This window comes from Curtobacterium sp. NPDC089185 (genome assembly GCF_040685235.1).
In the GTDB taxonomy this organism is placed as follows: domain Bacteria; phylum Actinomycetota; class Actinomycetes; order Actinomycetales; family Microbacteriaceae; genus Curtobacterium; species Curtobacterium citri.
The window spans coordinates 1-25,387 of the sequence record NZ_JBFBHK010000026.1 but is presented as its reverse complement, the minus strand read 5'-3'; the positions used below and the strand labels follow the sequence as shown (position 1 = coordinate 25,387).

The 25,387-nt window shown below is 72.9% G+C and carries 23 protein-coding genes and 1 tRNA gene; 6 read left to right on the top strand and 18 right to left on the bottom strand.

The window, feature by feature from the left end; all coding sequences use genetic code 11:
• Positions 1-256: 256 nt before the first annotated feature.
• The 3 genes from AB0N84_RS15725 to AB0N84_RS15715 all read right to left on the bottom strand — a co-directional run bounded on the left by AB0N84_RS15725 (position 257) and on the right by AB0N84_RS15715 (position 3,847).
• Positions 257-1,612 (bottom strand): PhoH family protein, encoded by a 1,356-nt coding sequence (locus tag AB0N84_RS15725; protein ID WP_259346193.1) that lies wholly within the window; start codon positions 1,610-1,612, stop codon positions 257-259.
• Between the two features lie 239 nt (positions 1,613-1,851).
• A complete protein-coding gene (locus AB0N84_RS15720; protein ID WP_363548014.1) occupies positions 1,852-2,961 on the bottom strand; it encodes an aminotransferase class V-fold PLP-dependent enzyme in 1,110 nt (369 codons plus the stop codon).
• 100 nt (positions 2,962-3,061) lie between these two features.
• Positions 3,062-3,847 carry an isoprenyl transferase gene (locus tag AB0N84_RS15715; protein WP_259346194.1) on the bottom strand — a complete coding sequence of 262 codons (786 nt, stop codon included), beginning with the start codon at positions 3,845-3,847 and terminating at the stop codon, positions 3,062-3,064.
• A gap of 95 nt (positions 3,848-3,942) precedes the next feature.
• Here AB0N84_RS15715 and AB0N84_RS15710 point away from each other — a divergent pair, with 95 nt between their 5' ends.
• The gene (locus AB0N84_RS15710) at positions 3,943-4,638 is read left to right on the top strand and encodes a hemolysin III family protein (RefSeq protein ID WP_220456235.1); all 696 of its coding nucleotides are present in this window, start codon (positions 3,943-3,945) and stop codon (positions 4,636-4,638) included.
• A gap of 110 nt (positions 4,639-4,748) precedes the next feature.
• Here AB0N84_RS15710 and AB0N84_RS15705 read toward each other — a convergent pair whose 3' ends face one another.
• Both AB0N84_RS15705 and mca read right to left on the bottom strand, forming a co-directional pair.
• On the bottom strand, positions 4,749-5,048 hold the full coding sequence (locus AB0N84_RS15705) for a hypothetical protein (protein WP_363548010.1): 300 nt from the start codon (positions 5,046-5,048) through the stop codon (positions 4,749-4,751).
• Positions 5,045-5,935, bottom strand: coding sequence for a mycothiol conjugate amidase Mca (gene mca / locus AB0N84_RS15700; RefSeq protein WP_182047160.1), 891 nt, complete (start codon positions 5,933-5,935; stop codon positions 5,045-5,047). Before mca ends, AB0N84_RS15705 begins: the two co-directional genes overlap by 4 nt.
• Before the next feature lie 77 nt (positions 5,936-6,012).
• Here mca and AB0N84_RS15695 point away from each other — a divergent pair, with 77 nt between their 5' ends.
• Together AB0N84_RS15695 and greA are read left to right on the top strand one after the other, a co-directional pair.
• Positions 6,013-6,507 carry a DUF4307 domain-containing protein gene (locus AB0N84_RS15695; RefSeq protein ID WP_182047152.1) on the top strand — a complete coding sequence of 165 codons (495 nt, stop codon included), beginning with the start codon at positions 6,013-6,015 and terminating at the stop codon, positions 6,505-6,507.
• Positions 6,508-6,575: 68 nt separating this feature from the next.
• Positions 6,576-7,064 carry a transcription elongation factor GreA gene (gene greA, locus AB0N84_RS15690; RefSeq protein WP_289457788.1) on the top strand — a complete coding sequence of 163 codons (489 nt, stop codon included), beginning with the start codon at positions 6,576-6,578 and terminating at the stop codon, positions 7,062-7,064.
• 80 nt (positions 7,065-7,144) lie between these two features.
• Here the strand turns inward: greA and AB0N84_RS15685 are convergent, their stop codons facing one another.
• The 3 genes from AB0N84_RS15685 to AB0N84_RS15675 all read right to left on the bottom strand — a co-directional run bounded on the left by AB0N84_RS15685 (position 7,145) and on the right by AB0N84_RS15675 (position 10,353).
• Positions 7,145-7,636 carry a hypothetical protein gene (locus AB0N84_RS15685; protein ID WP_182047153.1) on the bottom strand — a complete coding sequence of 164 codons (492 nt, stop codon included), beginning with the start codon at positions 7,634-7,636 and terminating at the stop codon, positions 7,145-7,147.
• A gap of 103 nt (positions 7,637-7,739) precedes the next feature.
• A complete protein-coding gene (gene ilvA, locus AB0N84_RS15680) occupies positions 7,740-8,999 on the bottom strand; it encodes a threonine ammonia-lyase (RefSeq protein ID WP_259346195.1) in 1,260 nt (419 codons plus the stop codon).
• Positions 9,000-9,045: 46 nt separating this feature from the next.
• Positions 9,046-10,353: an AI-2E family transporter gene (locus tag AB0N84_RS15675; protein WP_363548004.1), complete on the bottom strand. Its 1,308-nt coding sequence runs from the start codon at positions 10,351-10,353 to the stop codon at positions 9,046-9,048.
• 92 nt (positions 10,354-10,445) lie between these two features.
• On the opposite strand from AB0N84_RS15675, the gene AB0N84_RS15670 reads away from it, so the two are divergent.
• Entirely contained in the window at positions 10,446-11,711 is a 1,266-nt protein-coding gene (locus AB0N84_RS15670; RefSeq protein WP_363548001.1) for a crosslink repair DNA glycosylase YcaQ family protein, read from the top strand.
• 144 nt (positions 11,712-11,855) lie between these two features.
• Here AB0N84_RS15670 and AB0N84_RS15665 read toward each other — a convergent pair whose 3' ends face one another.
• Both AB0N84_RS15665 and AB0N84_RS15660 read right to left on the bottom strand, forming a co-directional pair.
• Positions 11,856-12,752, bottom strand: coding sequence for a M48 family metallopeptidase (locus AB0N84_RS15665; protein WP_363547999.1), 897 nt, complete (start codon positions 12,750-12,752; stop codon positions 11,856-11,858).
• 23 nt (positions 12,753-12,775) lie between these two features.
• Complete coding sequence (locus AB0N84_RS15660) at positions 12,776-13,357, bottom strand: LemA family protein (protein WP_363547996.1); 582 nt, start codon at positions 13,355-13,357, stop codon at positions 12,776-12,778.
• 245 nt (positions 13,358-13,602) lie between these two features.
• Between AB0N84_RS15660 and AB0N84_RS15655 the strand changes: the two genes are divergently transcribed.
• Positions 13,603-15,927, top strand: coding sequence for a hypothetical protein (locus AB0N84_RS15655; protein WP_363547993.1), 2,325 nt, complete (start codon positions 13,603-13,605; stop codon positions 15,925-15,927).
• Between the two features lie 57 nt (positions 15,928-15,984).
• On the opposite strand, the gene AB0N84_RS15650 is transcribed toward AB0N84_RS15655, so the two are convergent.
• The 8 genes from AB0N84_RS15650 to AB0N84_RS15615 form a co-directional block, all read right to left on the bottom strand.
• The gene (locus AB0N84_RS15650; RefSeq protein ID WP_363547990.1) at positions 15,985-17,328 is read right to left on the bottom strand and encodes a threonine/serine exporter family protein; all 1,344 of its coding nucleotides are present in this window, start codon (positions 17,326-17,328) and stop codon (positions 15,985-15,987) included.
• Positions 17,329-17,463: 135 nt separating this feature from the next.
• A tRNA-Leu gene (locus AB0N84_RS15645) sits at positions 17,464-17,537 on the bottom strand.
• A gap of 88 nt (positions 17,538-17,625) precedes the next feature.
• Complete coding sequence (locus tag AB0N84_RS15640) at positions 17,626-19,098, bottom strand: FAD-dependent oxidoreductase (RefSeq protein ID WP_363547987.1); 1,473 nt, start codon at positions 19,096-19,098, stop codon at positions 17,626-17,628.
• A 43-nt stretch (positions 19,099-19,141) separates the two neighbouring features.
• Complete coding sequence (locus tag AB0N84_RS15635; protein ID WP_069711706.1) at positions 19,142-19,690, bottom strand: DUF501 domain-containing protein; 549 nt, start codon at positions 19,688-19,690, stop codon at positions 19,142-19,144.
• A gap of 35 nt (positions 19,691-19,725) precedes the next feature.
• A complete protein-coding gene (locus tag AB0N84_RS15630; protein WP_182045457.1) occupies positions 19,726-20,283 on the bottom strand; it encodes a septum formation initiator family protein in 558 nt (185 codons plus the stop codon).
• Positions 20,284-20,617: 334 nt separating this feature from the next.
• The gene (gene eno, locus AB0N84_RS15625; protein WP_069711708.1) at positions 20,618-21,901 is read right to left on the bottom strand and encodes a phosphopyruvate hydratase; all 1,284 of its coding nucleotides are present in this window, start codon (positions 21,899-21,901) and stop codon (positions 20,618-20,620) included.
• Between the two features lie 79 nt (positions 21,902-21,980).
• Positions 21,981-23,225, bottom strand: coding sequence for a histidine--tRNA ligase (gene hisS, locus AB0N84_RS15620; protein ID WP_289457794.1), 1,245 nt, complete (start codon positions 23,223-23,225; stop codon positions 21,981-21,983).
• 303 nt (positions 23,226-23,528) lie between these two features.
• The gene (locus AB0N84_RS15615; RefSeq protein WP_363547982.1) at positions 23,529-24,173 is read right to left on the bottom strand and encodes a MazG family protein; all 645 of its coding nucleotides are present in this window, start codon (positions 24,171-24,173) and stop codon (positions 23,529-23,531) included.
• Between the two features lie 99 nt (positions 24,174-24,272).
• Between AB0N84_RS15615 and nhaA the strand changes: the two genes are divergently transcribed.
• On the top strand, positions 24,273-25,387 hold a 1,115-nt coding region (gene nhaA / locus AB0N84_RS15610), incomplete at its 3' end, for a Na+/H+ antiporter NhaA (protein ID WP_363547979.1).

The window sequence follows — 25,387 nt, the reverse complement described above, 5'->3', positions numbered from 1 at the left end:
GCCGCCCCCCCACCGCCCCCCCGTGTTTTTCCCCCCCCCCCCCCCCCCGGCCGGGGCCCCCCCCGGGGGGGGGGGGGGGGGGGGGGCCCGCCCCCCCCCCCGCCTCCCGTCCGTCACCCGGTCGCGTCCGTCACCCGGTCGCGTCCGTCGTCTGGTCGCGTCCGTGCGCGAGGCTCGCGCCAGCGGACACCTTCGCGGTCGCGCGACCGCGAAGGTGTCCGCCCAGCCGAGCCTCGCGCCGGCGCGCGGAGCCGCGCTACACCAGGTCGGGCGAGTCGAGCAGCTCGGTCACGAGCGCGGCGATCGCCGAGCGCTCCGAGCGCGTCAGCGTCACGTGCGCGAACAGCGGGTGCCCCTTGAGCCGCTCGATCACCGAGGCGATGCCGTCGTGCCGACCGACCCGCAGGTTGTCCCGCTGCGCCACGTCGTGCGTCAGGACCACGCGCGAGTTCTGCCCGATGCGCGACAGCATCGTGAGCAGGACGTTGCGCTCGAGGGACTGCGCCTCGTCGACGATCACGAACGCGTCGTGCAGCGACCGCCCGCGGATGTGCGTCAGCGGCAGGACCTCGAGCATGCCGCGCTCGACGACCTCGTCGAGGACGTTGTCGGACACGAGCGCCCCGAGTGTGTCGAACACGGCCTGCGCCCACGGGTTCATCTTCTCGGCGGCGTCGCCGGGCAGGTACCCGAGTTCCTGGCCGCCCACGGCGTAGAGCGGCCGGAAGACCATGATCTTCTTGTGCTGCTGCCGTTCGAGCACGGCCTCGAGCCCGGCGCAGAGCGCGAGCGCGGACTTGCCCGTACCAGCCGAGCCACCGAGCGAGACGATGCCGATCTCCGGGTCGAGCAGGGCGTCGATCGCGAGTCGCTGCTCGGCGGACCGGCCGCGGAGGCCGAAGACCTCGCGGTCGCCGCGGACGAGCGACACGGCGCCGGCCTCGTGCACGCGGCCGAGCGCCGACCCGCGCTCCGAGTGGATGACGACACCGGTGTTCACCGGGACGCCCGCGAGCTGCGACGAGCGGATCTCCTCGCGCTCGTACAGGTCCGACATCTGCTCGCCCGACACCTGCAGGTCGGTGATGCCCGTGTAGCCGGAGTCGACCGCGAGCTCGGCGCGGTACTCCTCCGCCGCCATGCCGATCGACGATGCCTTGACGCGCAGCGGCAGGTCCTTCGACACGACGACGACGTCGAGCCCGTCGTTCGACAGGTTCGACGCGACCGCCAGGATCCGCGAGTCGTTGTCACCGAGTCGCAGCCCGGACGGCAGGACGGACTGCTCGGAGTGGTTCAGCTCGACGCGGAAGGAGCCGCCGTCCTCGAGCGCGATGGGGAAGTCGAGGCGCTCGTGCTCGATGCGCAGGTCGTCGAGCAACCGCAGGGCCTGGCGTGCGAAGTACCCGATCTCCGGGTCGTTGCGCTTGGCCTCGAGCTCGCTGACGACGACCACGGGCAGGACCACCGCGTGTTCGGCGAACCGGAACAGGGCCCGCGGATCGCTGAGGAGCACCGAGGTGTCGAGCACGTACGTGCGCTGGGCGACCGGTGTGGACGGGTCCGCGGTGGGCCGCTGGGCGGGTTCGCGAGAGACGTTCTGAGAGGTCACGACCACTCCATCCCCGGGCCGCGCTCGGCCCGGTCACTGTCCTCGAACGCGGCCGTGGAGCGGTCCCGAAGCACCGACCGTGGCCGCTTCGACCGGGCACTGTGCCCGATGCGGCCAAGCTACGACCCGCCCCTGACACCGACTCCGCGACACGCTGAGCCGCAGGTTACGGTCGCGTGAACGGGGGCACGGGCGCGGGAGGCAGCGCCGCGCAGCGCGGAGCGCACCGCGCTCGCGCGCTACTGCATCGTCGCGTAGGACAGGCAGGCGTCGCGGAACACGTCGAGCGTCGCGTCCGTCGTGGACGCGAACACGGACACGCGGGCGACCCCGAGGCGCGTCGTGACCGTGACCCCGTGGTTGTGCAGCGCCGCGGACAGCGCCGTCAGTCGGCCCTGGGCCGGTCGGAGCACCACGATGCCGGCACGCTCGCGCGGGTCACGGCTCGACTCGACCTCCAGCCCGAACTCGTCGGCGATGTCGAACACCCGCTCGACGCGCTCGGCGACGCGCTCCTGCACCGCGCCGACGCCGACCGACACGAGCCGCTCGAGCGACACCGCCATCCGGGCCTGCGCCACGGGGTCGATGCGGGTCATCTGGTACCCGGCGGCACCGGGCTTGACGGAGGGGACCTCGGTCGGCCAGCCGGTGGTGCCGTGCGGACCGGACAGCGCCGGACGCAGCCGGTTCAGTGCCCGGTCGCTGAACGCGGTGAACCCGGTCCCCCACCCCGCGTGCAGCCACTTCTGGCCGCCGGTGGCCACGACGTCCGCGACCTCGTAGGGAGCGTCCACGACGCCGAAGCCCTGGATCGCGTCGACGATGAGCAGGCGGTCGCCGATGACCTCGCGGATCGCGGCGAGGTCGGCCAGGTACCCGGTCTGCCAGTCGACGAGCGAGACGGCCACGGCGGTGACGTCGTCGGTCAGGCGGGACGCGATCAGCGACGGGGTCATCCACCCGGCACCGGACTCCACCACGACCGGCTGCACCCGGCCGCCGGTGGCCGAGGCGGCGCTGGCGAGCGCGAGCGGCAGCGACGGGTACTCGTCCGCGGCGACGACCACCCCGCCGGTCAGGCCGAACGCGGTGTGCAGCAGCCCGGGCGTCGTCGCGGTCTGCGAGACCACCTGGTCCTCGCGGCGACCGACGAGTCGTGCGGCGACCGTGCGGACGCGGGCGTCCTGCTCGTCCATGGTCTCCATCGCGCCGAAACGCATGCGCTCCTGGATCGTCCCGAGGACCCGCTGCTCCTCGAGCACGGCGGTCTGCACGGGACCGAACGCGGCGTGGTCGAGGTAGCCGGGCTCCTCGGCGAAGCCGCTCACGTACTCGGCGATGTTCACAGGGGCAACCTTCCGTGGGATGGGAACCCTGTGAGTCTACTGGGATGGTGGAGCCGCAGCGAACCTGAGCCGATCGGCGCAGTCGGTGCCGGGGCGTCCGTCAGCCGCCGAAGCGCCGGGACCGCAGCCCGAAGTCGCGCACCGCACGGAGGAAGTCGACCTCGCGCAGGTCCGGGTAGAACGCCTCGACGAAGTAGAACTCGCTGTGGGCGCTCTGCCAGAGCATGAAGTCCGACAGCCGCTGCTCCCCCGAGGTGCGGATCACCAGGTCGGGGTCCGGCTGACCCTGCGTGTACAGGTGGTCGCCGATGAGCTCGGGCGTCAGGACCTCGGCCAGGTCGTCGAGCGTCCCGCCGCCCTCGCCGTGGGCGCGCACGATGCTCCGCATGGCGTCGGCGATCTCGCGGCGGCCGCCGTAGCCGACCGCCAGGTTCACGTGCAGGCCGGTGTGGTCGGCGGTCCGGGCCTCGGCGGCGGTCAGGGCGGACACGAGGGCGGGGGGCAGCCCCTCGTCCGCGCCGACGTGCTGGACCCGCCAGTCCCGGTGGTCGGCGAGCGTGCCGGCCAGGTCGGCGATGATGCCGACGAGCTGCTCGAGCTCCTCGCCGCCGCGCCCGGTCAGGTTGTCGGCGGACAGGAGGTAGAGCGTCACGACCTCGATGCCGAGGTCGTCGCACCAGTCGAGGAACTCGGGGATCTTCGCGGCGCCCGCCCGGTGCCCGTGCGCGGCCGACTCGAGGCCGAGCTGCTTCGCCCAGCGACGGTTGCCGTCCACGATCATGGCGACGTGCTTCGGCATCGCGCGGGTGTCGATCTGCCGGCGGATACGACGCTGGTAGGCACGGTAGAGGACGCCGCGCCCTGCCCATCCCACCCTGCCGGTCACGGCACGACTGTAGTGCACCGCGCCCGGACCGCGCTGGAGCCGAGCAGGCCATGGACGCTCGGCTGCCGTTCGGCCAGGGGCCCTACTGTCGGCCCATGCACGACGAGACCGCCACGCTGCCCCACGTGCCGTTCACCGAGGAGGCGGCCGCCGCCGAACCCCGGCCGGCCTGGCGCGGCTGGATCCACCTCGGCACGTTCCCGTTCGCCGTCGCGATGGGCATCGTGCTCATCTGCCTGGCGGACAGCGGTGCCGCGAAGGCCGGCAGCGCGGTCTTCATGGCGACCTCCCTGCTCATGTTCGGCGTCTCGGCGACCTACCACCGGTTCCCGTGGGGCCCCGCGGTGAAGAAGGTCCTCAAGCGGATCGACCACACCAACATCCTGCTGCTCATCGCCGGCACCTACACGCCGATCGCGATCTGCGCCCTGCCCCACACGCTCATGGTCGTGGTGCTGTGGGTGATGTGGTCCGGCGCCGCACTCGGCATCGCGTTCCGCGTGCTGTGGATCAACGCGCCGCGCTGGCTGTACGTGCCGATCTACCTCGTGCTCGGCTGCGCCGCGCTCGGGCTGCTGCCGCAGTTCTTCGCCGCGAGCGTCCCGATGACGGTGCTCGTGCTCTCCGGCGGGCTGGCCTACGTGATCGGCGCGCTCGTCTACGGCTTCAAGCGACCGGACCCGGCACCGACGGTGTTCGGCTTCCACGAGGTCTTCCACGCCCTGACGGTCGTGGCCTTCGCCGCCCAGTGGGCGGGCGTGCTCATCGTGGCGCTGGACCCGGTGCGCTGATCCCGGTGCGCTGAATCGTGGGCGCTGACCCGGCGGGCTGACGCGACCGGACGACGGACGGGAGGCCCGTGGCGCGCTCGCCACGGGCCTCCCGTCCGTCGTGTGCGGACTCAGCCGCGCTCGGTGTCGTCGCCGACGTCGGCCCGGCCGTCCTCGGCGGCGCGACGCGCCGCCTCGTCCGTCGACGTGCGGTCACCGGACCCCGCGTCCTCCTCGAGCCGCTCCCGGACCTCCGAGCGGTAGCGCGTGCGACGGATGCGACGGGTCATGTCGACGACCAGCAGGATCGTCACGACCGCGACGACCGCGATGGCGATGAAGCCGGCGACCCCGGGGGTGACGTCGACGTCGGGCACGACCGACGGGCTCGGGCTGGGGGCGGCGGCGATGGCCGTCAGGATGGTGCTCACGCGGTGGTGTCCTCGTCGTCAGGGATCCCCGCGAACAGGTCGGACTCCGGCAGCTCGGTGGGCACGCGTGCCTCGACGAGCTGGTAGTCCTCGGTGGGCCACACCGTCGCGAGGAGGTCGTTCGGCCAGTAGAAGAAGGCGCTGTCCGGCGGCACCTGGCTCGCGTGCGCACGGAGGGCGGCGTCGCGGGCGTCGAAGTACTCGTGCACGTCGACGTGCGTGGTCGCGAGGTCGGGCCGGTCGGCGAACCGCTCGACCCACTCGCGCAGCTGCTCGAGCGCCGGGCTCTCCGGGTCGCGCTCCCGCAGCGCCTCGTAGATCGTGCTGAAGCGGCGGGGGTTCATCGTGCGCTCGTAGTAGAGCTTCGACACCGACCACGGGGCACCGGCGGCCGGGTACTTCGCCGGGTCGGCGGCGTCCCGCCACGCGGCCATCGAGACCTCGTGCGTCCGGATGTGGTCCGGGTGCGGGTAGCCGCCGTTCTCGTCGTAGGTGACGAGCACGTGCGGACGGAACCGGCGGACGACGCGGACGAGGGCCTCGGTCGAGTACTCGAGCGGCACCGTCGAGAACGTGCCGGGGCGCACGGTCTCGCCCTGCTCGGCGTCGGGCAGGCCCGAGTCGTGGTAGCCGAGCCACACGTGGTCGATGCCGAGCGCGGCCTGCGCGGCCGCCATCTCGCCGCGGCGGAAGCCCGCCATGTCCCGGTGCGCGCGGCTCGTGGCCGGCTCGCCGAGCTGCTCGTTGAGGATGTCCCCGGCCTCGCCGCCGGTGCACGACACGACGAGGACCTGGTGCCCCTCGTCGACGTACCGGGCGGCGGTCGCGGCTCCCTTGCTCGACTCGTCGTCGGGGTGGGCGTGGACGGCCAGCAGGCGGTACGGCACGGTGTTCCTCACGGGGTGCGAGTCGAGTGGGGCGCGCACGCGGCGTCCGCGTGCATGCGGGCAGCGCACAGCGGGGCGTGAACTACCCTGGGGATCAGGATAATCACCCCGGGAGCCCCCAACTGTCCGAACCGCTGCACCCCGCCGGATCCGCGACCACCGCGTCGTCGGCCGCCACCGCTGCGACCCTGGACGACCGGTACGGCCGGACGCCCGACCGACGCCGGCGCGGCCGGCTGTTCGGCGTCCTCGCGGCGATCGCCGTCGTGCTCGTCTTCGTCGCGTGGGTGGTCTGGGCCGGGCTCGACCAGACCTCGCACGGACTCGACAACACCGAGGTCGGGTACACCGTCGTGTCCGACCACCGGACGGTCGTGCACTCGCAGGTCTCGGTCGATCCGGGCACCGAGGCGAAGTGCGCCGTGCAGGTGCTCGACAAGTCGTACTCGATCGTGGGGTGGAAGGTCGTGACGCTCCCGGAGTCCGACCAGCGCACCCGGACCATCTCGACCGACGTGAACACGACGACTCGCGGCGTGACCGGCTTGATCCACGACTGCTGGGTTCCCTAGACTCGTCTGATTCGCGGACGAGACCGGCCACACCGGCCGGTCTCGTTCTCTGTCGAAGGGAACCCCACATGAGCAACGACACCCAGGTCACCTGGCTGACCCAGGAGGCGCACGACCGTCTGACGGCCGAGCTCGCGCAGCTCTCCGGCCCCGCCCGCAAGGAGATCGCGGACCGCATCGAGGCGGCGCGCGAGGAGGGCGACCTCAAGGAGAACGGCGGCTACCACGCCGCGAAGGACGAGCAGGGCAAGATCGAGGCCCGCATCCGTCAGCTCACCGAGCTGCTCAAGCACGCCACCGTCGGCGAGGCGGACTTCGACGGCACCGTCGAGCCCGGCACGGTCGTGACCGCCGTGATCGCCGGCGACGAGTCCACCTTCCTCGTGGGCAACCGCGAGATCGTCGCCGAGGGCTCGGACCTGACCGTCTACAGCCCGGTCAGCCCGGTCGGTGCCGCCATCGTCGGGCTCCGCGCCGGCGAGAAGACCAGCTACACGGCCCCGAACGGCAAGGAGATCGCCGTCGAGGTCACGAAGGTCGAGCGCTACGAGCCGTAGGGCGCGCCGCCCTCGCACGACCGGAAGCAGCTCGCGCCACGTGATCACGTGGCGCGAGCTGCTTCCGGTCGTGCGGCGCCTCAGCGCGCCACGACCTCGCGGTGCGTGAGCGCCCGCACGCACGGGAAGCACACGAGGTCGCCGACCGCGACGTCGCCCGGCAGGAGCGCCTCGCGGCCGGCGGTGCCCGTCGCGTTCGTCGTCACGGTGACCTCGGCCGAGGGTGCGACCGACCGCCGGCCGATCAACCGCGCCTCGTCGAGGACGGCGCAGTCCGGGACCACCGCGTCGAGCTCGACGAAGAGCACGCCCCACGGTCGACGCACCCGCGTGACGGTGGCGACGGTCACGCAGACGTCCGCGGGCACCCAGTCGCGCGGGCGGTACCGCGGCGGCGCCTGCTCGGCGGTGTGCACGCACGGTGTCCCGGCGACGGCGGCCAGGCGCTGCATCGAGACGGCGCGGACGCGGACGTCGTCGATCGTGGCCTCGGTGCGCGCGGGCCAGAGCGTCGGGTCGAGGGGGTCGGGCAGCGAGGCGCGGAGTGACGGCAGGATCGACGTGAGGGTCATGACGGGAGCATCACGCGCCTCCCGGCCGGCGACACCGTCGCGAACGGAACCCTGACGGTCGGACGCGCGCTCCGTGCGGACCGCTGACGGGACGGCCGTGCCGTCAGTGCTCGAGCAGCTCCGGGCGGAAGCCGACCTCGTGCAGGCGCTGGATGACCTCCTGCGCGTGCTCCGGGCCGCGTGCCTCGATCGACAGGTCGAGGGCGACCTCGTTGATGACGAGCCCCTGCCCGTGCCGGGTGTGGAGCACCTCGACGACGTTCGCCCCGGCGTCCGAGATCACCTGGGCGACGCGGGCGAGCTGCCCCGGGCGGTCCGGCAGCATGATGCGGATGCCGATGTAGCGCGAGGCGGCGACGAGACCGCGGGTGATGACGCGCTCCATCATGAGCGGGTCGATGTTGCCCCCGCTGAGCAGGACGACGGTGCGCCCGGTGTCGCGCACGGCACCCGACATGATCGCCGCGACACCCACGGCGCCGGCCGCCTCGACGACGAGCTTCGCCCGCTCGAGGAGCACCAGGAGCGCCCGGGCGGTGTCGTCGTCGGACACGGTGACGATCTCGTCGACGTGGTCGCGGATGATCGGGAAGTTCAGCTCGCCGGGGCGGGCGACCGCGATGCCGTCCGAGATCGTCGGCTTCGTCGTGATCGTGACGGGCTGGCCCGCTCGGATCGACGACGGGTAGGCGGCGGCGTTCTCGGCCTGGACGCCGACGACCCGGATCTCGCGGCCCTGGCGCTCGGCGATGCCCTTCACCGCGAGCGCGATGCCCGCGATGACGCCGCCGCCGCCGATCGGCACGACGACCGTGTCGACGTCGGGGACCTGGTCGACGATCTCGAGACCGAGCGTGCCCTGGCCGGCGATCACCGCCGGGTGGTCGAACGGCGGGATGAACACCGCACCCGTGCGGGCGGCGAAGTCCTTCGCGGCGCTCAGGGCCTCCTCCACGGAGTGCCCGCGGAGCACGACGTCCGCGCCGTAGTGGCGCGTGGCCTGCAGCTTCGGCAGGGCGACGCCCACCGGCGTGAAGATCGTGGCGGGGATGCCGAGCTCCCGGGCGGCGAGCGCGACGCCCTGCGCGTGGTTGCCCGCGCTCGCGGCGACGACGCCGGCGGCGCGCTGCTCCGGGCTCAACGCCGCCAGGCGGTTGTAGGCCCCGCGGACCTTGTAGGCGCCGGTGCGCTGCAGGTTCTCGCACTTCAGGTGCACCGGTGAGCCGAGCAGCTCGCCGAGGAACTGCGACGTCTCCATCGGCGTGACCCGCGCCACCCCCGCGATCGTCTCCCGCGCCGCCTCGATGTCCGCGAACGTCGGGAACGCCACGGTCTGCTGCTGGGGCACGGAGGTGTCGGTCACGCCACCCATCATCGTCGCTCGCGGCCGTCACGGCGAACCCGTGACGTCAGTTCGTGCTGGCGGTTCCCTCAGCAGCCGTCGGCTGCCGGTCCGCCCCGGGCGGCGGCACGTCGTCGCCGACCTGGTGCCGACGTCGGCGCATGAGCTGGATGCGGCCGTGCTGCCCGCGCTTCGGGGTCGCCTCGAGCACGTGGTCGGAGTCGAGCCCGCGCCACCGCCCGCTCGCGATCGTGGTGACCATCGCGTTCAGCGTCGCGATGAGCGGCACGGCGAAGAACGCGCCGGCGATCCCCGCCAGGCCCGACGCCGCGGTCACGCCGAGCACCACCGCGAGCGGGTGCACCTTGACCGCGTTGCCCATCACGAGCGGCTGCAGGATGTGCCCCTCGATCTGCTGCACGAGCAGGACGACACCGAGGACGAGCACCGCGGCGAGCGGACCGTTGAAGATGAGGGCGACGAACACCGCGAGGAACCCGGTGACGATCGCGCCGACGACCGGGATGAACGCACCGAGGAACACGAACGCGGCGATCGGGATCACGAGCGGCATCCCGCCGAAGAACAGGCCGACGATGTACGCGCCGAGGCCGATGCCGACCGCGTCGACGAACGCCACGAAGATCTGCACGCGGATGAAGCTCGTGAGCGTGATCCAGCCCGCGACCCCGGCGCCGTCGACCGCGGCCCGGGCCTTGCGCGGGAACAGCCGGACCGTCCAGCGCCAGACGTTCTTGCCGTCGACGAGCAGGAAGATCGTGGTGAACAGGATGATGAAGAGTGCCTCGAAGACGTGCGTCGCACTCGAGCCGGCACTCGCGACGCCGGAGAGGATCTGCCCGGAGTTCTCCTGCACCCACCTCGTGCCGTCGTTCAACCACCCGTTGACGTCGCCCTGGGTGATCCCGAGGCCGGAGTTGAGCACGAGGTCGCGGATGTTCGCGTACTGCTCCACCGTCCGGTCACGCAGCGACGGGTAGGACGCGATGATCTGGTCGATGACGAGCCAGATCAGGCCGCCGAGCGCCGCGAGCCCGCCGAGCAGGCTCATGACGACCGCCAACCACTTCGGCACGTGGTGCCGCTGCAGCCAGTTCGAGATCGGGACCAGCAGCGCGGACACGACGATGCCGAGGAGGAACGGGATGAGGATCTGGCTGAACACCGTCATCAGCCAGATGAAGACCGCGATGACGCCGACGACGACGAGCACGCGCCACGACCACGCCCCCGCGATCCGCATGCCCGTGGGGACCGAGTCCTCGACCACCGGATCGGGATGCGTCGGCGGCTGCGTCGGCGGCTGCGACTCCGTCCGTGTCGGCGCCTGCGTCCGCTTCCTGCCCCATGCCATTCCGCCACTGTATCCACGGGGTCCTGGCCGCGTTCCTGGCGCCGCGCCCGCCCGCGTGCACCGTGTCGGCAGGCATCGGTAGCGTCGGTCCCATGGTCAGGTCCACGCTCTCCGCCGCCGAGGCCCGCCGTGTCACGCTGGCCGCGCAGGGGTTCGGGGCCGCGCCCGCCGACACCGTCGCCACCAGGACGCTGACGAGCACGATCGGACGCCTCGGCCTGCTGCAGATCGACTCCGTCAACGTGTTCGAGCGGAGCCACTACCTGCCCCTGTTCGCGCGGCTCGGCGGCTACGACCGCGCCGTCCTCGACCGGTTGACCCTGACCCGCCGCGGCCCGTACGCCGAGTACTGGGCGCACGAGGCCGCGTTCGTCGCGCGGACCGACCTGCCGCTCTTCCGCTGGCGCATGGACGCGTATCGCGAGCGGGACGCACGGCCGAACCGGGTCGCCGGGGTCGAGCGCACGGCCGGCGTCCGGCGTGAGCTCCGGGCCCTGCTCGCCGCCGAGGGCCCGATGCCCGCGAGCGCCGTCGAGCACGAGGCGAACGTCCGACGCGGTCCCTGGTGGGGGTGGAGCGACGTCAAGACCGGGCTGGAGCAGATGTTCCGCTGGGGCGAGGTCGTCAGCGCCGGGCGCTCGGGCTTCGAGCGCGTGTACGCCCTGCCCGACCAGGTGCTGCCGGTCGGTGCGCTCGAGACCGCTCCCCACCGCCACACCGCGATCACCGAACTCGTGCGCCGCGCGGCGCGGGCGATCGGCGTGGGCACCCGCGCCGACCTCGCCGACCACTTCCGGCTCCGGTCGGACGACACCGCCGCCGCGATCACCGAGCTCGTCGACCGTGGCGAGCTGCTGCCGGTCCGCGTCGAGGGCTGGCGCGAGCAGGCGTGGCTGCACACCGGTGCGCGGGTCCCCCGCCACGTCACCGTCGACGCGGTGCTCAGCCCGTTCGACCCCGTCGTCTGGTTCCGTCGTCGCGCGGAACGCATGTTCGGCTTCCACTACCGGATCGAGATCTACACGCCGGCTCCGAGGCGTGTCTTCGGCTACTACGTGCTGCCCGTGCTGCAGGACGACCGGCTGACCGGACGCGTCGACCTGAAGAGCGACCGGCAGCGTGGCGTGCTCCGGGTCCGGACGGCCTGGCAGGAGCCCGGCGAGCACCTGGACGCCGAGCGGCTCGCCGTCACGCTGCGACGGGCGGCCGCGTGGCAGGGTCTCGACGGGATCGAGGTCACCGACCGGGGCACCGCCGCCGCCGCGGTCGCGGGAGCGCTCGGGGTCGCGCTGGTCCCGCACGAGGCCGCCGACGATCCAGCGGCAGCCGACGCGGACGCCGACGACGTCGCCACCTGACGTCGGTCTGGAGGCCCGTGGCCGGCCCCGTCAGACGCCCTCCGGTCCGCCGGACGCCCTCCGCCCACCGACACGCCGCGGCATCCGACGGCGGCTCGCGGTCACGCGGGCGTCTCGCTGGGACGAGGGTGTTCCGGGCCGCGGTCAGAAGCGGTCGAGGCTGTTCCGCAGGCGCGTGATCCGGTCCGGCAGTGGCGGGTGCGTCGAGAAGAGCCGGTCCATCACGCCCGGGCGCATCGGATCGGCGATCCACAGGTGCGCCATCGAGGAGTTCTGCGTCCGGGTCGGCCGGCCGTACGCGCCGAGCTTCTCGAGCGCGCTCGCCAGGCCCTCCGGGTACCGCGTCGTCATCGCACCCGTCGCGTCGGCCAGGTACTCGCGCTGGCGTGAGACCGCGGCCTGCACCGCCGCGGCCGCGACCGGGGCCACGAGCACGGCGACGAGTCCGGCGACGATGAGCACGGGGTTGTTGCTGCCCGAGTCGTTGTTCCGGCCACGTCCGGTCAGGCCGCCGAACACCGAGATCCGCAGCAGCACGTCCGCGATGAACCCGACGGCGACCACCAGCCCGAACACCATGGTCGAGACCCGGATGTCGTGGTTCCGGACGTGCCCGAGCTCGTGCGCCATGACGCCCTCGAGCTCCCGGTCGTCCATCAGTGCCAGGAGTCCGGTGGTCGCCGCGACGACGGCGTGCTCCGGGTCACGCCCGGTCGCGAACGCGTTCGGTGCCGGGTCGTCCACCACGAAGACCCGCGGCATGGGCGTCCCGGTCGTGATGGCGAGGTTCTCGACGGTCCGCCAGAGGCGTGGTTCGGTGGTCCGGTCGACCTCGACGCCGCCCGCGATCGCGGTCGCCTGTCGTGCCGCCGTGAAGTACTGCAGCGCCGCGTAGCCGATCGCCACGGCGAGCACGACGACGCCGATCGAGACGTTCCCCGCGAGGTACCCGCCCAGGAACCCGAGGGCCCCGATCACGAGCAGGAACACCAGGACGATGAGGACGGTGTTGCGCTTGTTCCGCGCGATGGCGCTGTACACGGGTCAGCCCGACGCCGCTGGGGTCAGAACTGTACGCGTGGCGGCTCGGCGATCGCCGCCGGTTCGGCGGACTCGAAGAACGTCGCCTCGGTGAAGCCCTTGCTCTTGGCGAAGGTCGAGTTCGGGAAGATACGGATCTTCGTGTTCAGCTCGCGCACCCCGCCGTTGTAGAAGCGTCGGGCCGCCTGGATCTTGTCCTCGGTGTCGACGAGCTCGGACTGCAGCTGCAGGAAGTTCTGGCTGGACTGCAGCTGCGGGTATCCCTCGGCCACCGCGAACACGCTCTTCAACGCCTTCTGCATGTGCCCCTCGGCGGCGGACGCGCTCCCGGCGTCGCCCGCGGTCAGGGTCTCGGACCGGGCCTTCGTCACGTCGTCGAAGACGGACTTCTCGTGCGTCGCGTACCCCTTGACCGTGTCGACGATCGTCGGGATGAGGTCGGCACGGCGCTTGAGCTGCACCGAGATGTCGCTCCAGGCCTCGTCCACGCGCACCTTCAGCGTGACGAGCGAGTTGTAGGTCACCCAGAGGTAGATCCCGACCACGACGAGCAGGACCACCACCACTCCGACGACCATCAGCGTCGTGACGAGTCCGGTGTCCATCGGGGCGTTCTCCTTCGCGCGTCGGGTCCGACGCGGGAGGACCGCAGCCGGTGCGTGGCCGTCGGACGGCCGGGCACGATCCTACCGAGGCCGACCGGGTCGTCCCTGCCGTGGGCGGGGGTTCACGGGTGATTCCCGAGTGATGCCCACCGCTCGTCCGGTCGCCGCCCGGCCACGTCGGTCTGCGGACACATCATCCGTGTGGTGGATTGACCATCGCGGCGAGATCGCGTGGGATGGAGACGGTGAACACGCTCGGGGACAACGTGGACGAGGGGGCCGTCGCGGACGGTCCCGTCCGGCGACCCCGGAGGGCGACGCGTCGGTCGGTCCGCGGTGCCGGTGCCCTGGCCGCGGCCCTGGCCGCCGTGCTGCCCGTGGTCCTCACCGTCCTGCTCGGCGCACCGAGCGCGGCCGCTGCCGCCGCGACGACCACGCCGGTCCCGTCGCCGACGACGTTCCCGCAGTTCGGCACCCTGCCGCCCGGCACGGGGACCCCGACGCCCCTGCCCTCCGACCGTCCCGCCGTCCGACCGACCATCGCCGACCCCGGCGACGTCACGACCGCGACCGTGCGCCTGCACGGTCGCGGGACCCCCGGCCACCGCGTCCGCGTCGCCGGGCCGGCCGCGACCGGATCGACCGGATGCACCGCGACCGTGCCGGCCTCCGGCGCGTGGTCGTGCATCGCGACCGTCCGCTCCGGTCCGCAGCAGGTCTTCACCGTGACGGACGGCAGCGACCCGGCACTCGGCTCGTCGAGCGCTCCCGCCTCGGACGTCGTCGTGCCACCGTCGGTCACGACGGACCGTCCGACGATCGGGCCGGTCACCGGCACCGGCTTCCCGGGCGCCTCGGTCTCGGTGTCGGTGGCGGGGAGCGCCGGCGACCGCACGACGACGGTCGGCCCGGACGGTCGGTGGACGGTCGCGATCACGGGCCGCGACGGCCGGCACACGGTCTCCGCGGTGCAGACGGCCAGCACGGCCGACGGGTTCCGCTCGGACCTCCGCAGTGCGGCGTCGGCACCCCGGACGGTCCTCCTCGACCGCACGGCCCCGTCCGCTCCGGTCGTCACCGCACCGGGAACGGACGAACGGGTGCCGTCGCAGCCCTTCGTCGTGCGGGGCACCGGCGAGGCGGGCGCGGTGCTCACCGCCTACCTCGACCGGGCACCGGTGTGCCGGAGCGACGTCGGCCCGGACGGCCGCTGGGCCTGCACGACCACCGGGTCGACCGTGGCCGCGGGCACCCACACCGTGACCGCCGTCCAGCAGGACGCTGCGGGCAACGCCTCCCGGTCCTCGACCGGTGTCCGCGTCCTGCTGCCCGGGCGGAGCGCCCAGCCGACGGACGGACCGTCCGCGACGCCCGGCGGCGGCAGCGGGGTCCCGAGCCCGTCGGCCCCCGGGACCACCCCGGGCGCCGGACCCGGCGGCACCGACGGCAGCGCGGGCGCCACCCCCGGGGCCGGTGCGAGCGGCACCGGCACCGGCGGCGGGAGCGCGCACGGCGGCGGCACCACGGGCGGCGGCACGACCGGCGGCACCACGGGCGACGGCCAGCGCGGTGCCCCCGACTGGTCCGGACCCGCGGGCGACTGGACGGCCTCGACGGCGTACGACCGCGGCGTCCCCACGATCCAGGCGTCCTTCTCGTGGGGCACCGTCCTCCTCGCCACCGGCGTCGCCGCGGCCTTCCTCCTCCTCGTCGCCGCGCCGCTCGCCCTCGTCGGGGCGTCCGTGCGCGGTCGGCTCCGCAACCCGTTCACCGGACTCCTCGGGCGCAACCGGTCCCGCGCCGAGCGACGGCTCGGCGACGACGTGCTGCCCACCTGGGCCGCCGTCGCGATCGGGGTCGGCGTCGTCGGGGTGTCGACGCTCCTCGCGGTCGGCGCCTCGTTCGAGGCCCGGTACGTCCGCCTGGCGGTCGCCGTCCTCCTGGGCGCGGCGGTCACGACGGCGGTCGTCGTGCTCGCCACACGGTGGGCGGCGGGTGCCGACCGGGCGTCGGTCGGCTTCCGGGTCTCGCCGTGGCTCGTCGTCGCGGCCCTGGTCGCGTGCGGCGTGACCCGGCTCGGTGACCTCTCCCCCGCCCTCGTGGTCGGGGCGGTCCTCGTCCCCGTCGGCCGACCGGGAGCGGACACGGGCGCGCTCCGCCTCGGGTCGACCCTCGCGTCCGGCGTCCGGGTCGCCACGGCCCGGTCGGTCGGCCTGCTCGTGGTCGCGGCGCTCGGCTGGGCACTGCACTCGGTGCCGTCCGGCTCGGGGTTCTGGTCGGCCCTCGTCGCGGAGTTCGCGACCACCCTCTGCGTCGGTGCCGTCGGCGCGCTCGTCGCCACCCTGCTCCCGGTACCGCGTTCGGCGGGCGCCGTCCTCGTAGCGGGCGCCCGCGCCCGCTACGTCGGCCTGACGGTGGCCGCGGTCGCCCTCGCCGCGGTCGTCGCCGGTCCCGCCCCCGTCGCGCCCTCGCCGACGGAGGTCGCCGTGGCCGCCGCGCTCTGCGCGGCAGGGGGCGCACTCTGCTGGGCCTGGCTCAGCCGGGGCCGGCCGACGACCTCCCGCCACTGACCACACGGACGGGAGGCGCGTGTCGGGGTCCCCACGCGCCTCCCGTCCGTCAGGTGGTCACCCGGCGGCGTGCGCCTGCGTCCGGTGCGGCACGCCCCGTCGGAACAGGCCCGGCAGCAGCCCGCCGATCTTCGTGCCGATGCACAGGCTGACGAAGGTCGCGAGCGGTGTCCCGAGCGCGACCGGGTCGAAGGTGGCCACGGCGACCAGCCCGACGGTGCCGGGCACGAGCAGCAGGAACGCGGGGAAGAACGACACCGTCGCGGGGACCACCGGCACGAGCCGTTCGAGGAGCCGCGTCGCGACGAAGAGCAGGGCCGCCGCCGCGCCGGTCGCCACGACGCTGCCCCAGAGCGGCGTCGTCCCGCTCACGACGGCGTAGGCGCTGACCATCACCGCGACGGACACGAGCGTGAGCCGCCAACCGGAGCGGAAGACCAGGCCGAGACCCACCGCCAGGCCGACCACGGCCACCCACGACACCCAGTAGGACGGCACGGCCTCCCACCCGCCGCGCAGTGTGCCGACACCGGCGACCTCGCCGACGAGCGCCGCCGAGGACGGGTCGACCCGGAGACCGGTCAGCGCGCTGCCGGCGGCGATGCCCGCGGCCATGAAGCCGAGCATGATGAGGCCCTGCACCAGACGGGAGGCCCCGGTGACGATGTCGGCGGCGGTGAGCTCGAGCAGGGCGTTCGTGATGAGCGCACCCGGCACGAACACCGCCACGGGGGCGCAGACGGCGAAGAGCGGGACGTGGTCGAACCCGGTGCCGGCGGCGACCAGGCCGACGACCGTCGTCGACATGAAGGCCGCGAGGAACGGGATGATGGCGACGGCCTCGCGGAACCGGCGGAGCAGCAGGCTGAGCACGCCGACGAGGGCGCCGACGACGAGCGCGAGGACGATCGCCCACCACGGGCAGCGGAAGACGACGGCGAGTCCGACCGAGGTCAGGGCGTTCCCGGTGATCCACGGCAGGGGCGGCGGGGGCACGGTGCCGGCGCGGATCGCCCGGACGCGCGCCGGGATCTCGGCGAGGGCGATCGACCCGCGCTCGAGGCCGAGCACCAGGCGGTTCGCGCGGGCCGCCTGGCGCGACGAGAGCTCGACGCCCTCGGCGTTCACGATCGTCGCGGACCCGGTCGCGACCTCGCTCACCATGACGAGCGCGGGGAGCACGCCCACGGCGAGCGTGGGGCCGACCCCGGCGGCGTCGCGGGCCTTCTCGAGGGCGGACCGCACGTCGGTGACGGAGCTGCCGGCGTCGAGCAGGAGGGCGCCGAGGGTGCCGAGCAGCATGCCGACGGGGACCGTCTCGCCGTCGACGACCTCGACGTGCGCCTCGGGACGGTTGAGCGCGTTGCGCAGGTTCGCGAGGGCGCTACCGAGTCCGACCACGAGGACGATCGTAGGTGCTCGCCGGAGTGGTCCGCTCCCGCGGTGGCCCCCGTGCCGCTGTCGCGAGGCTCGGCTCCGCGGACACGTTCGCGGGACTCGGACCGCGAAAGCGTCCGCGGACACGAGTCTCGCAGGTACCCCCGGTGGGACTCGAACCCACAACTCGGCGATTTTAAGTCGCGTGCCTCTACCGGTTGGGCCACGGGGGCGGGCCGCAACAGCCTACCGACGCGACGACGGCCGCCGCCCCACGCGGGGGCGACGGCCGTCGTGTCGGCTGTGTGGTGCTGCCGGGTCCTACTCGGCGTTCGCCGGAGCCGCGACCGGTGCGGCGTCCTTCGAGACGTCCTCCGCCGGGGTGGCGTAGGCGGGGCCGGCGGCGTCGGCCGGCTGGCCCTCGGCCGGAGCCTGGGCAGCGGCGGCCGCCGGCGCCTCGACGGCGGCCTTCGGACGCGACGCGAACGTCTCGAACGCGGCACGGGGGGTCTCGCGGTCGTCGAGCGACGCGATGTCGCGGCCGAGGAAGAACCCGCCCACCCAGTCGCCGATGACGCGCCACTTGCGCTCCCACGACGGCATGGCCAGGCCGTGGTAGCCGCGGTGGGCGCCCCAGGCGAGGAAGCCCTTCATCGCGAACTTGCCGGACTGGAACACACCGGTGCCGAGGCCGAGGCCCGCGACGGCGCCGAGGTTCTCGTGCTTGTAGTCGTTCGTCGCCTCGCCGCGGATGACCGCGGTGAGGTTCTTCGCGAGCTGCTTCGCCTGGCGCACCGCGTGCTGGGCGTTCGGCACGCAGAAGCCGCCGACCCCGCCGCCGGTCAGGTCCGGCACGGCTGCGACGTCGCCGCAGGCCCACGCGTCGGCGACCACGCCGTTGTCGTCGACCACGCGGAGGTCCGGCTGCACGCGGATGCGGCCACGCTGCTCGAGCGGGAGGTCCGTGCCCTTGACCATCGGGTTCGCCATGACCCCGGCGGTCCAGATGATGAGGTCGGACTCGATGGTCTCGATCGAGTCGTCCTTCGCCTTGAGCTGGCAGACGCCGCCCTCGGCCGAGGCGAGCTGCGTGTCGAGGTGCACGACGGCACCGCGCGACGCGAGGTTCTCGAGCACCCAGTGCGAGGTCTCGAGCGACACCTCGGGCATGATGCGCCCCATCGCCTCGACCAGGTGGAAGTGCGTGTCGTCGAAGGACAGCTCGGGGTAGCTCTTCAGCAGGTCCGAGGCGAACGAGCGGAGCTCGGCGAACACCTCGATGCCGGCGAAGCCACCGCCGACCACGACGACGGTGAGCAGGCGGTCACGCTCGGGACCGGCCGGCAGGTTCGCCGCCTTGTGGAAGTTCGTGAGGATCTTGTCGCGGATCGCCGCGGCCTCCTCGATGGTCTTCAGGCCGATGGCCTCGTCCGCGACGCCCGGGATCGGGAAGGTGCGCGAGACGGCGCCGGCGGTCATGACGATCTGGTCGTAGGACTCCTCCCACGCCTCGCCCTCGGCCGGGGTGATCGTCGCGGTCTTCGTGGCGTGGTCGACCTTCGTGACCTTGGCAGTGACGACACGCGTCTTCTTGAGGTGGCGACGGTGCGAGACGACCGCGTGCCGGGGCTCGATCGACCCCGCGGCCACCTCGGGCAGGAACGGCTGGTACGTCATGTAGGGCAGCGGGTCGACCATGGTGACCTCGGCTTCGCCCTCACGGAGGTGCTTCTCGAGCTTCCAGGCGGTGTAGAAACCGGCGTAACCGCCGCCGACGACGAGGATCTTGGGCACGGGGGATGATCTCCTTGGAGTGGGGTGGTTGCCGGGAGGCTGGTCAGAGTTCGCCGCCACCCGCCCCGACTCCGGCGTCTGCGATGCCATCATACGCCCGGCACTCACACCGGGAGGGCGACCAGGACGCGCGCTCGAGCGCGAGGTCGCCAATGGGGTTGACGCCGGGGCCGGCTGCGAGGGCGTGGCCGACGAGGGCGTGCAGGCACTTCACGCGGGTGGGCATGCCACCGGCGCTGATGCCGTCGATCTCGTCGACGTGCTCGATCGACTCGCGGTCCGCCAGGTAGGACTCGTGTGCCGCGCGGTACTGCGCCGCGACGGTCTCGTCCTCGAGCAGTGCCGCGAGTTCGGGCATGACGTGGTTCGCCTCGAGGGTGCTCACGGCCGCGGTGGCGGCGGGGTGGCACAGGTAGTAGAACGTCGGGAACGGGGTGCCGCTCTCGAGTCGGGGCTTCGTGGAGACGACGGTGGGGTTGCCACAGACGCACCGTGCCGCGATCCCGACGACGTCGCGTGCCGGTCGACCGAGCTGGGCCGACACGACCTGGACGTCACGGTCGGACGGCGGGTCGAAGGGAGGGGTGGTCACGGGCACGTGAGCCTACCGGAGACCCGGGCGCGGGCCTACTTCGTGTCGCTGGTGGCCGCGCCGGTGGGATCGCCCGTGCCGGAGACGTCCGGCGCGACGAGCTCCTCGGTGGTCTTGTCGGTCAGTCCCGACTGCAGGACGCTCGAGAGCATCGCCTGCACCCAGTCGACCTCGGGCGTCTGCACGGTCGAGCTCACCGGGCTGCCCGAGTCGGTCCGCGCCCGGTCGGACCCCTTCGCCTTCTCGGCGCCCATCACGAGGTAGCTCTCCTCGCCCGGGTACACGTAGAGCAGCCGGTCGCGTGCCTGCGCCTCGATGTAGGCGGGGTCGTCCCAGCGGGCGACGTCCTGCTTCTTCTGCGTGACGTCGGCCTTCTGCGCCGCGACCTCGCGCTGCTGCTGCGCGATCTGCTCCTGCTGCTGCACGAGCGTCCGCAGCGACGGGGCGAGCACGACCACGAAGAGCACGATGATCGCCAGCATGAGCAGGCTGAAGCCCGAGAACCGGATGGACCGGTACCAGGGCTGCTCGTGCGCGCCGGTCTCCGGCACGGCCACGGGGACGCGGCGGACGCGGGGCTTCTGGCTGGGCACGGTCCAACGGTAACCCGGCCCGGGTGCGACCCGGGGCCCGGCACGCGGACCGTCGCGCGTCGTTCGGCACCCTCCCAGCGGCCGCGGCCGGGAGGCGCGGCCCACGCCCGCCCCGTCGGTCCCGCCCGCAGTCGGCCGGTCCGCCCCCTGGTTCCACGATTCTGCGCTCTCGTCGTCGTCACCCCCCTCCCGCGGGACCCCGGCGTCCGACAGACGGCGAGTCGCGGGACCTCGACGGAGCGCAGCCGTGCGCGCCCCGCCCGCAGAACGCGGCGCTGGACACGACGAGACGCCGCCCTCCCGAAGGAGGACGGCGTCTCGTGCGGTGCGTGTCCTAGAGCGCGGCGGCGCGGGGGAACGCGGTGCGGCCGGCGTAGACGGCGGCGTCACCGAGCTCCTCCTCGATGCGGAGCAGCTGGTTGTACTTGGCGACGCGGTCCGAGCGGGCCGGGGCGCCGGTCTTGATCTGGCCACCGTCGACGGCCACCGCGATGTCCGCGATGGTGGTGTCCTCGGTCTCGCCCGAGCGGTGCGACAGGATGGCGGTCATGCCGTGGCGCTGCGCCAGGGAGACGGCGTCGAGGGTCTCGGTCAGCGTGCCGATCTGGTTCACCTTGACCAGGATCGAGTTGCCGGCCTGCTCGTCGATGCCCCGCTGCAGACGCTTCGGGTTGGTGACGTACAGGTCGTCGCCGACGAGCTGCAGCTTCGAGCCGAGCTCGGAGGTCAGGTGCTTCCAGCCCTCCCAGTCGTCCTCGGCCAGGGCGTCCTCGATGGTGACGAGGGGGTAGTTCGCGACGAGGTCGGTGAAGTACCCCGTGAACTCCTCGCTCGAGAGCTGCTTGCCCTCGAACGCGTACTTGCCGTCGTGGAAGAACTCGGTCGCGGCGACGTCGAGGCCGAGCGCGATGTCCTTGCCCGGGGTGAAGCCGGCCTTCTCGATCGCGGCGAGCAGGAAGTCGAGCGCGGCACGGTTCGACGCGAGCTCCGGCGCGAAGCCGCCCTCGTCACCGAGGCCGGTCGCAAGACCCTGCTTCTTCAGCTCGCCCTTGAGGGCGTGGTAGGTCTCGACACCCCAGCGGAGCGCCTCGGAGAAGCTCTCGGCACCGTAGGGCACGAGGAAGAACTCCTGGATGTCGACGTTGGTGTCGGCGTGCGCACCACCGTTCACGACGTTCATCAGCGGCACGGGCAGGGTGTGCGCGTTCGGGCCGCCGAGGTAGCGGAACAGCGGGAGGTCGGCCGAGTCGGCTGCGGCGCGGGCCACGGCGAGCGAGGCGCCGAGGATCGCGTTCGCCCCGAGGCGCGACTTGTTCTCGGTGCCGTCGAGCTCGATGAGCGCGGCGTCGACGAGACGCTGGTCGGTGGCGTCGAAGCCCTCGAGCGCCGGGCCGATCTCGTCGAGCACGGCGTCGACGGCCTTGAGGACGCCCTTGCCGCCGTAGCGGTTCGCGTCGCCGTCACGGAGCTCGTACGCCTCGAACGCACCGGTGGAGGCGCCGGACGGGACGAGCGCCCGCGAGACGACGCCGTCGTCGAGGAGGACCTCGACCTCGACCGTCGGGTTGCCTCGGGAATCGAGGACTTCGCGTGCGCCTACGGCATCGATCTGGGCCACGGGGTACTCCCTACGAGTTCGGTTGTGGTGATTGCGGGTCCGATCCTACCGACGCGCGGTGGAGCGGAGGTGTCGTGCGTCAGGACAGTGGACGGAACTCGGCGCCCTCGAGCGTCTCCGTGTCCGCCCGGACCGAGGCGAACGCGTCGAAGCCCTGCTCGACGAGTCCGGCGAGCTGGTTCTTGGTGTTCTTCACCCGTCGTTCGAGCCGGACACGACGGTGCGACCGCAGCGCTTCGTCCTTCAGCGCGGCGAGTCGGACGGGGTCGACGTCCTTGTCGTAGACGAGCACGACGGCGTCGGACTCGGCCGACTCCGGCAGCGTGACGAGGTCGACGAGCCGCTCGAACCCGAGCGAGAACCCGACCGCCGGGACGTCCTGGCCGAGGAAGCGCCCGATCATGCCGTCGTAGCGACCGCCGCCGCCGAGGCTGTACCCGAAGTCCGGGTGCGCCACCTCGAAGATCGTGCCCGTGTAGTAGCCCATGCCGCGGACCAGGGTGGGGTCGAAGCGCAGGTCGGCGCCGGGCAGCGCGTCGCGGAGGCGCAGGAGGTCGGCGAACGCCTCGGCGTCGAGCCACTCGGCGTCGGCCACGGAGGACCAGTCGGCGGACTCGAGCGACCGGATCGTGTCCTCGAGCCCGGGGAGCTCGGCGCCGGTGGTCTCGCGCAGTTCGGCGGCGACCCCCTCCGGCCCGATCTTGTCGAGCTTGTCGACCGTGATGAGGGCGCGCTCCGCAGCTCCGGGGTCGACGATGCCCCACGACCCGAGCAGCGCCGTGAGGATCCGCCGGTCGTTGATCCGGATCGTGGTGCCCGCGATGCCTAGGGCGTCGAGCGCCGCGGTCGTCGCGCTGATCAGCTCGATCTCGGCGAGCTGCCCGGGCTCGCCGAGCACGTCGATGTCGCACTGCACGAACTGGCGGTAGCGCCCCTTCTGCGGACGCTCGGCGCGCCACACGGGTGCGATCTGCACCGCCCGGAACACCGACGGGAGCTCGGCACGGTGCGAGGCGTAGAAGCGGGCGAGCGGGACGGTCAGGTCGAACCGGAGCCCGAGGTCTGCGAGGTCGAGCGGGGCCTCGGCACTGCGCACGTCGTCCGTCGTGAGCCCGCGCTTCATCACGGCGAACGCGAGCTTCTCGTTGTCGCCACCGAGGCCGGAGTGCAGGCGGGCGGCCTCCTCGACGACCGGCGTCTCGATCTCGTCGAACCCGTGCTGCGCGTACACGCCGCGGATGACCCCGAGGACGTGCTCCCGTCGCGCCTTGTCCGCGGGGAGGTGGTCTCGCATGCCACGGGGGGCCGTCACGGTCGTCGCCATGCGCCAATCCTGCCAGAACGCACCGGACCGCTTGCACGTGTACCGACCTGCTGATACATTGGATGCAGAACCTCGGTTCGGTGGTCTCCTGATCCGATCACCGGGCCGTTCGCGGGGCCGGTGTGCTGCAACGGGGTCCCGCGGTTCGGGCGGGTATCCCTGCCGACGTGACTTCCCTGGCACGTCGTCACCCGCTCGCGGGCACCCTCCTTTTTCGGGTTGGGAGGGTGCCCGCTCTCCTGACCGCGATCGCCCGCGATCCACTCCGCTCACGGTCTCCTCGACACGAGCCCCGGGCCGGTCTCACTCCGCAGCGCGCCCGGCCTCCTCGAGCCGCGCCACCGCCGCACGCAGGCCGCGCACGGGATCGATCCCCGCCGCCCGCGCCGCCGCGACCTGCTCGAGCACCGCGCTCCCCCACGCCTCGTCTCGGCCCTCCTGCTCGCGGCCCGCCCCGACCGCAGCGCCGACGACCGCCTCCGCGTCACCCCGCTCCTCGAGCCGTTCGAGCAGCTTGACCGCCCGCTCCAACGGCGGCATCGCGCGGGGCACACCGTCGAACACGCTCGTCCGCGCGGCCTTCTCCGCCGCCTTCGCCGCCCGCCAGACCCGGACGACCTCGTCCTCGGTGTCGGCGCGCTCGTCGCCGAACACGTGCGGGTGCCGGCGGACCATCTTGTCCCGGACGTCGGCGGCGACGTCCTCGAGGTCGAAGCGCCCGGCCGCCGCGGCGATCCCGGCGTGCAGGACCACCTGGTATAGCACGTCGCCGAGCTCCTCGCGGATCTCGGCGTCGTCCCCCGAGTCGATCGCGTCGACGAGCTCGTACGACTCCTCCACCGCGTACCGCGCGAGCGACGCGTGCGTCTGGGCTCGGTTCCACACGCACCCGCCCTCGGGAGCGAGCAGGCGGTCGACGACTTCGACGAGGTCCGGTACGGCGGTCATCCCGTCATGCTGGCACGCAGCCCGCTCCGGTACCCTGGACGAGGTGTGTCGGGAAGTCTGGTCGACGGTCTGTCGTCCGTACCCGGAACCTGGAGAACCGTGCAGGCACTCGTCCGTTCACCCCGCTTCAGCGCCGTCGCGCTGCTCACCGCCGCCGTCCTCGGCCTGGTCGTCGCGAACTCCGCGCTCGGGCCCGGCCTCGAGCGGCTCCTCGACGCCCACTCGCCGTGGGGCGCGGTCGGTCTCGACCTCTCCGTCTCGCACTGGATCAGCGACGGCCTGCTCGCCGTCTTCTTCCTCCTGGTCGCCATCGAGCTGAAGCAGGAGGTCGTCGACGGTGAACTGTCGAACCCGAAGACCGCCGTCATCCCGGCGATCGCGGCGGTCGGCGGAGTGCTCGTCCCGGCGGTGGTGTTCCTGGTGGTCACGACGGGCACCCCGTACCAGCACGGCTGGCCGATCCCGACCGCGACGGACATCGCGTTCGCCCTCGGGGTCCTCGCGATGTTCGGCCGCGGACTGCCGTCGACCGTGCGGGTGTTCCTGCTCGCCCTGGCCGTGCTCGACGACCTCATCGCCATCGTCATCATCGCCGTGGTCTTCGCGCACGGCACGGACCTCACCGCCCTCGGCGGCGCGGCGGTCGCCCTCCTCGTGTTCGCCGTCCTCGGTCGGCTGCTCCGCCCCGGCCGCTCCGGTCAGGGCTGGATCATCGCCGCGATGGTGCTCGTCGGCCTCGTCACGTGGTGGCTCGTGTACCACTCGGGCGTGCACGCGACGATCGCCGGCGTCGCGCTCGGCCTGGTGCTCCCCCGCCGCCCCGGGCACACGCTGCACGAGCGGGTCGAGCCGTGGTCCAACGCGATCGTGCTGCCGGTCTTCGCGTTCGCCTCGGCCGCCGTGGTGGTCCCGAGCGTCGGCATCGGCGAGCTGTCCCCGACGTTCTGGGCGGTCGTGCTCGCGCTGCCGGTCGGCAAGGTGATCGGCATCACGCTCTTCGGCTCGGTCGCGACGCGCGTCTTCCGCGCGCCGGGCCGCTCGACGCTGTCGTTCGGGTCGATCGTGACCGTCGGTGTGCTCGGCGGGATCGGGTTCACGGTCTCGCTGCTCATGAACGAACTGGCCTTCGCCCGGAACGAGGAGGTCCTCGACGAGGGCGTCCTCGCCGTGCTGGTCGGCTCCGGCATCGCGATGGTCGCGTCGGCGGTCGTCGT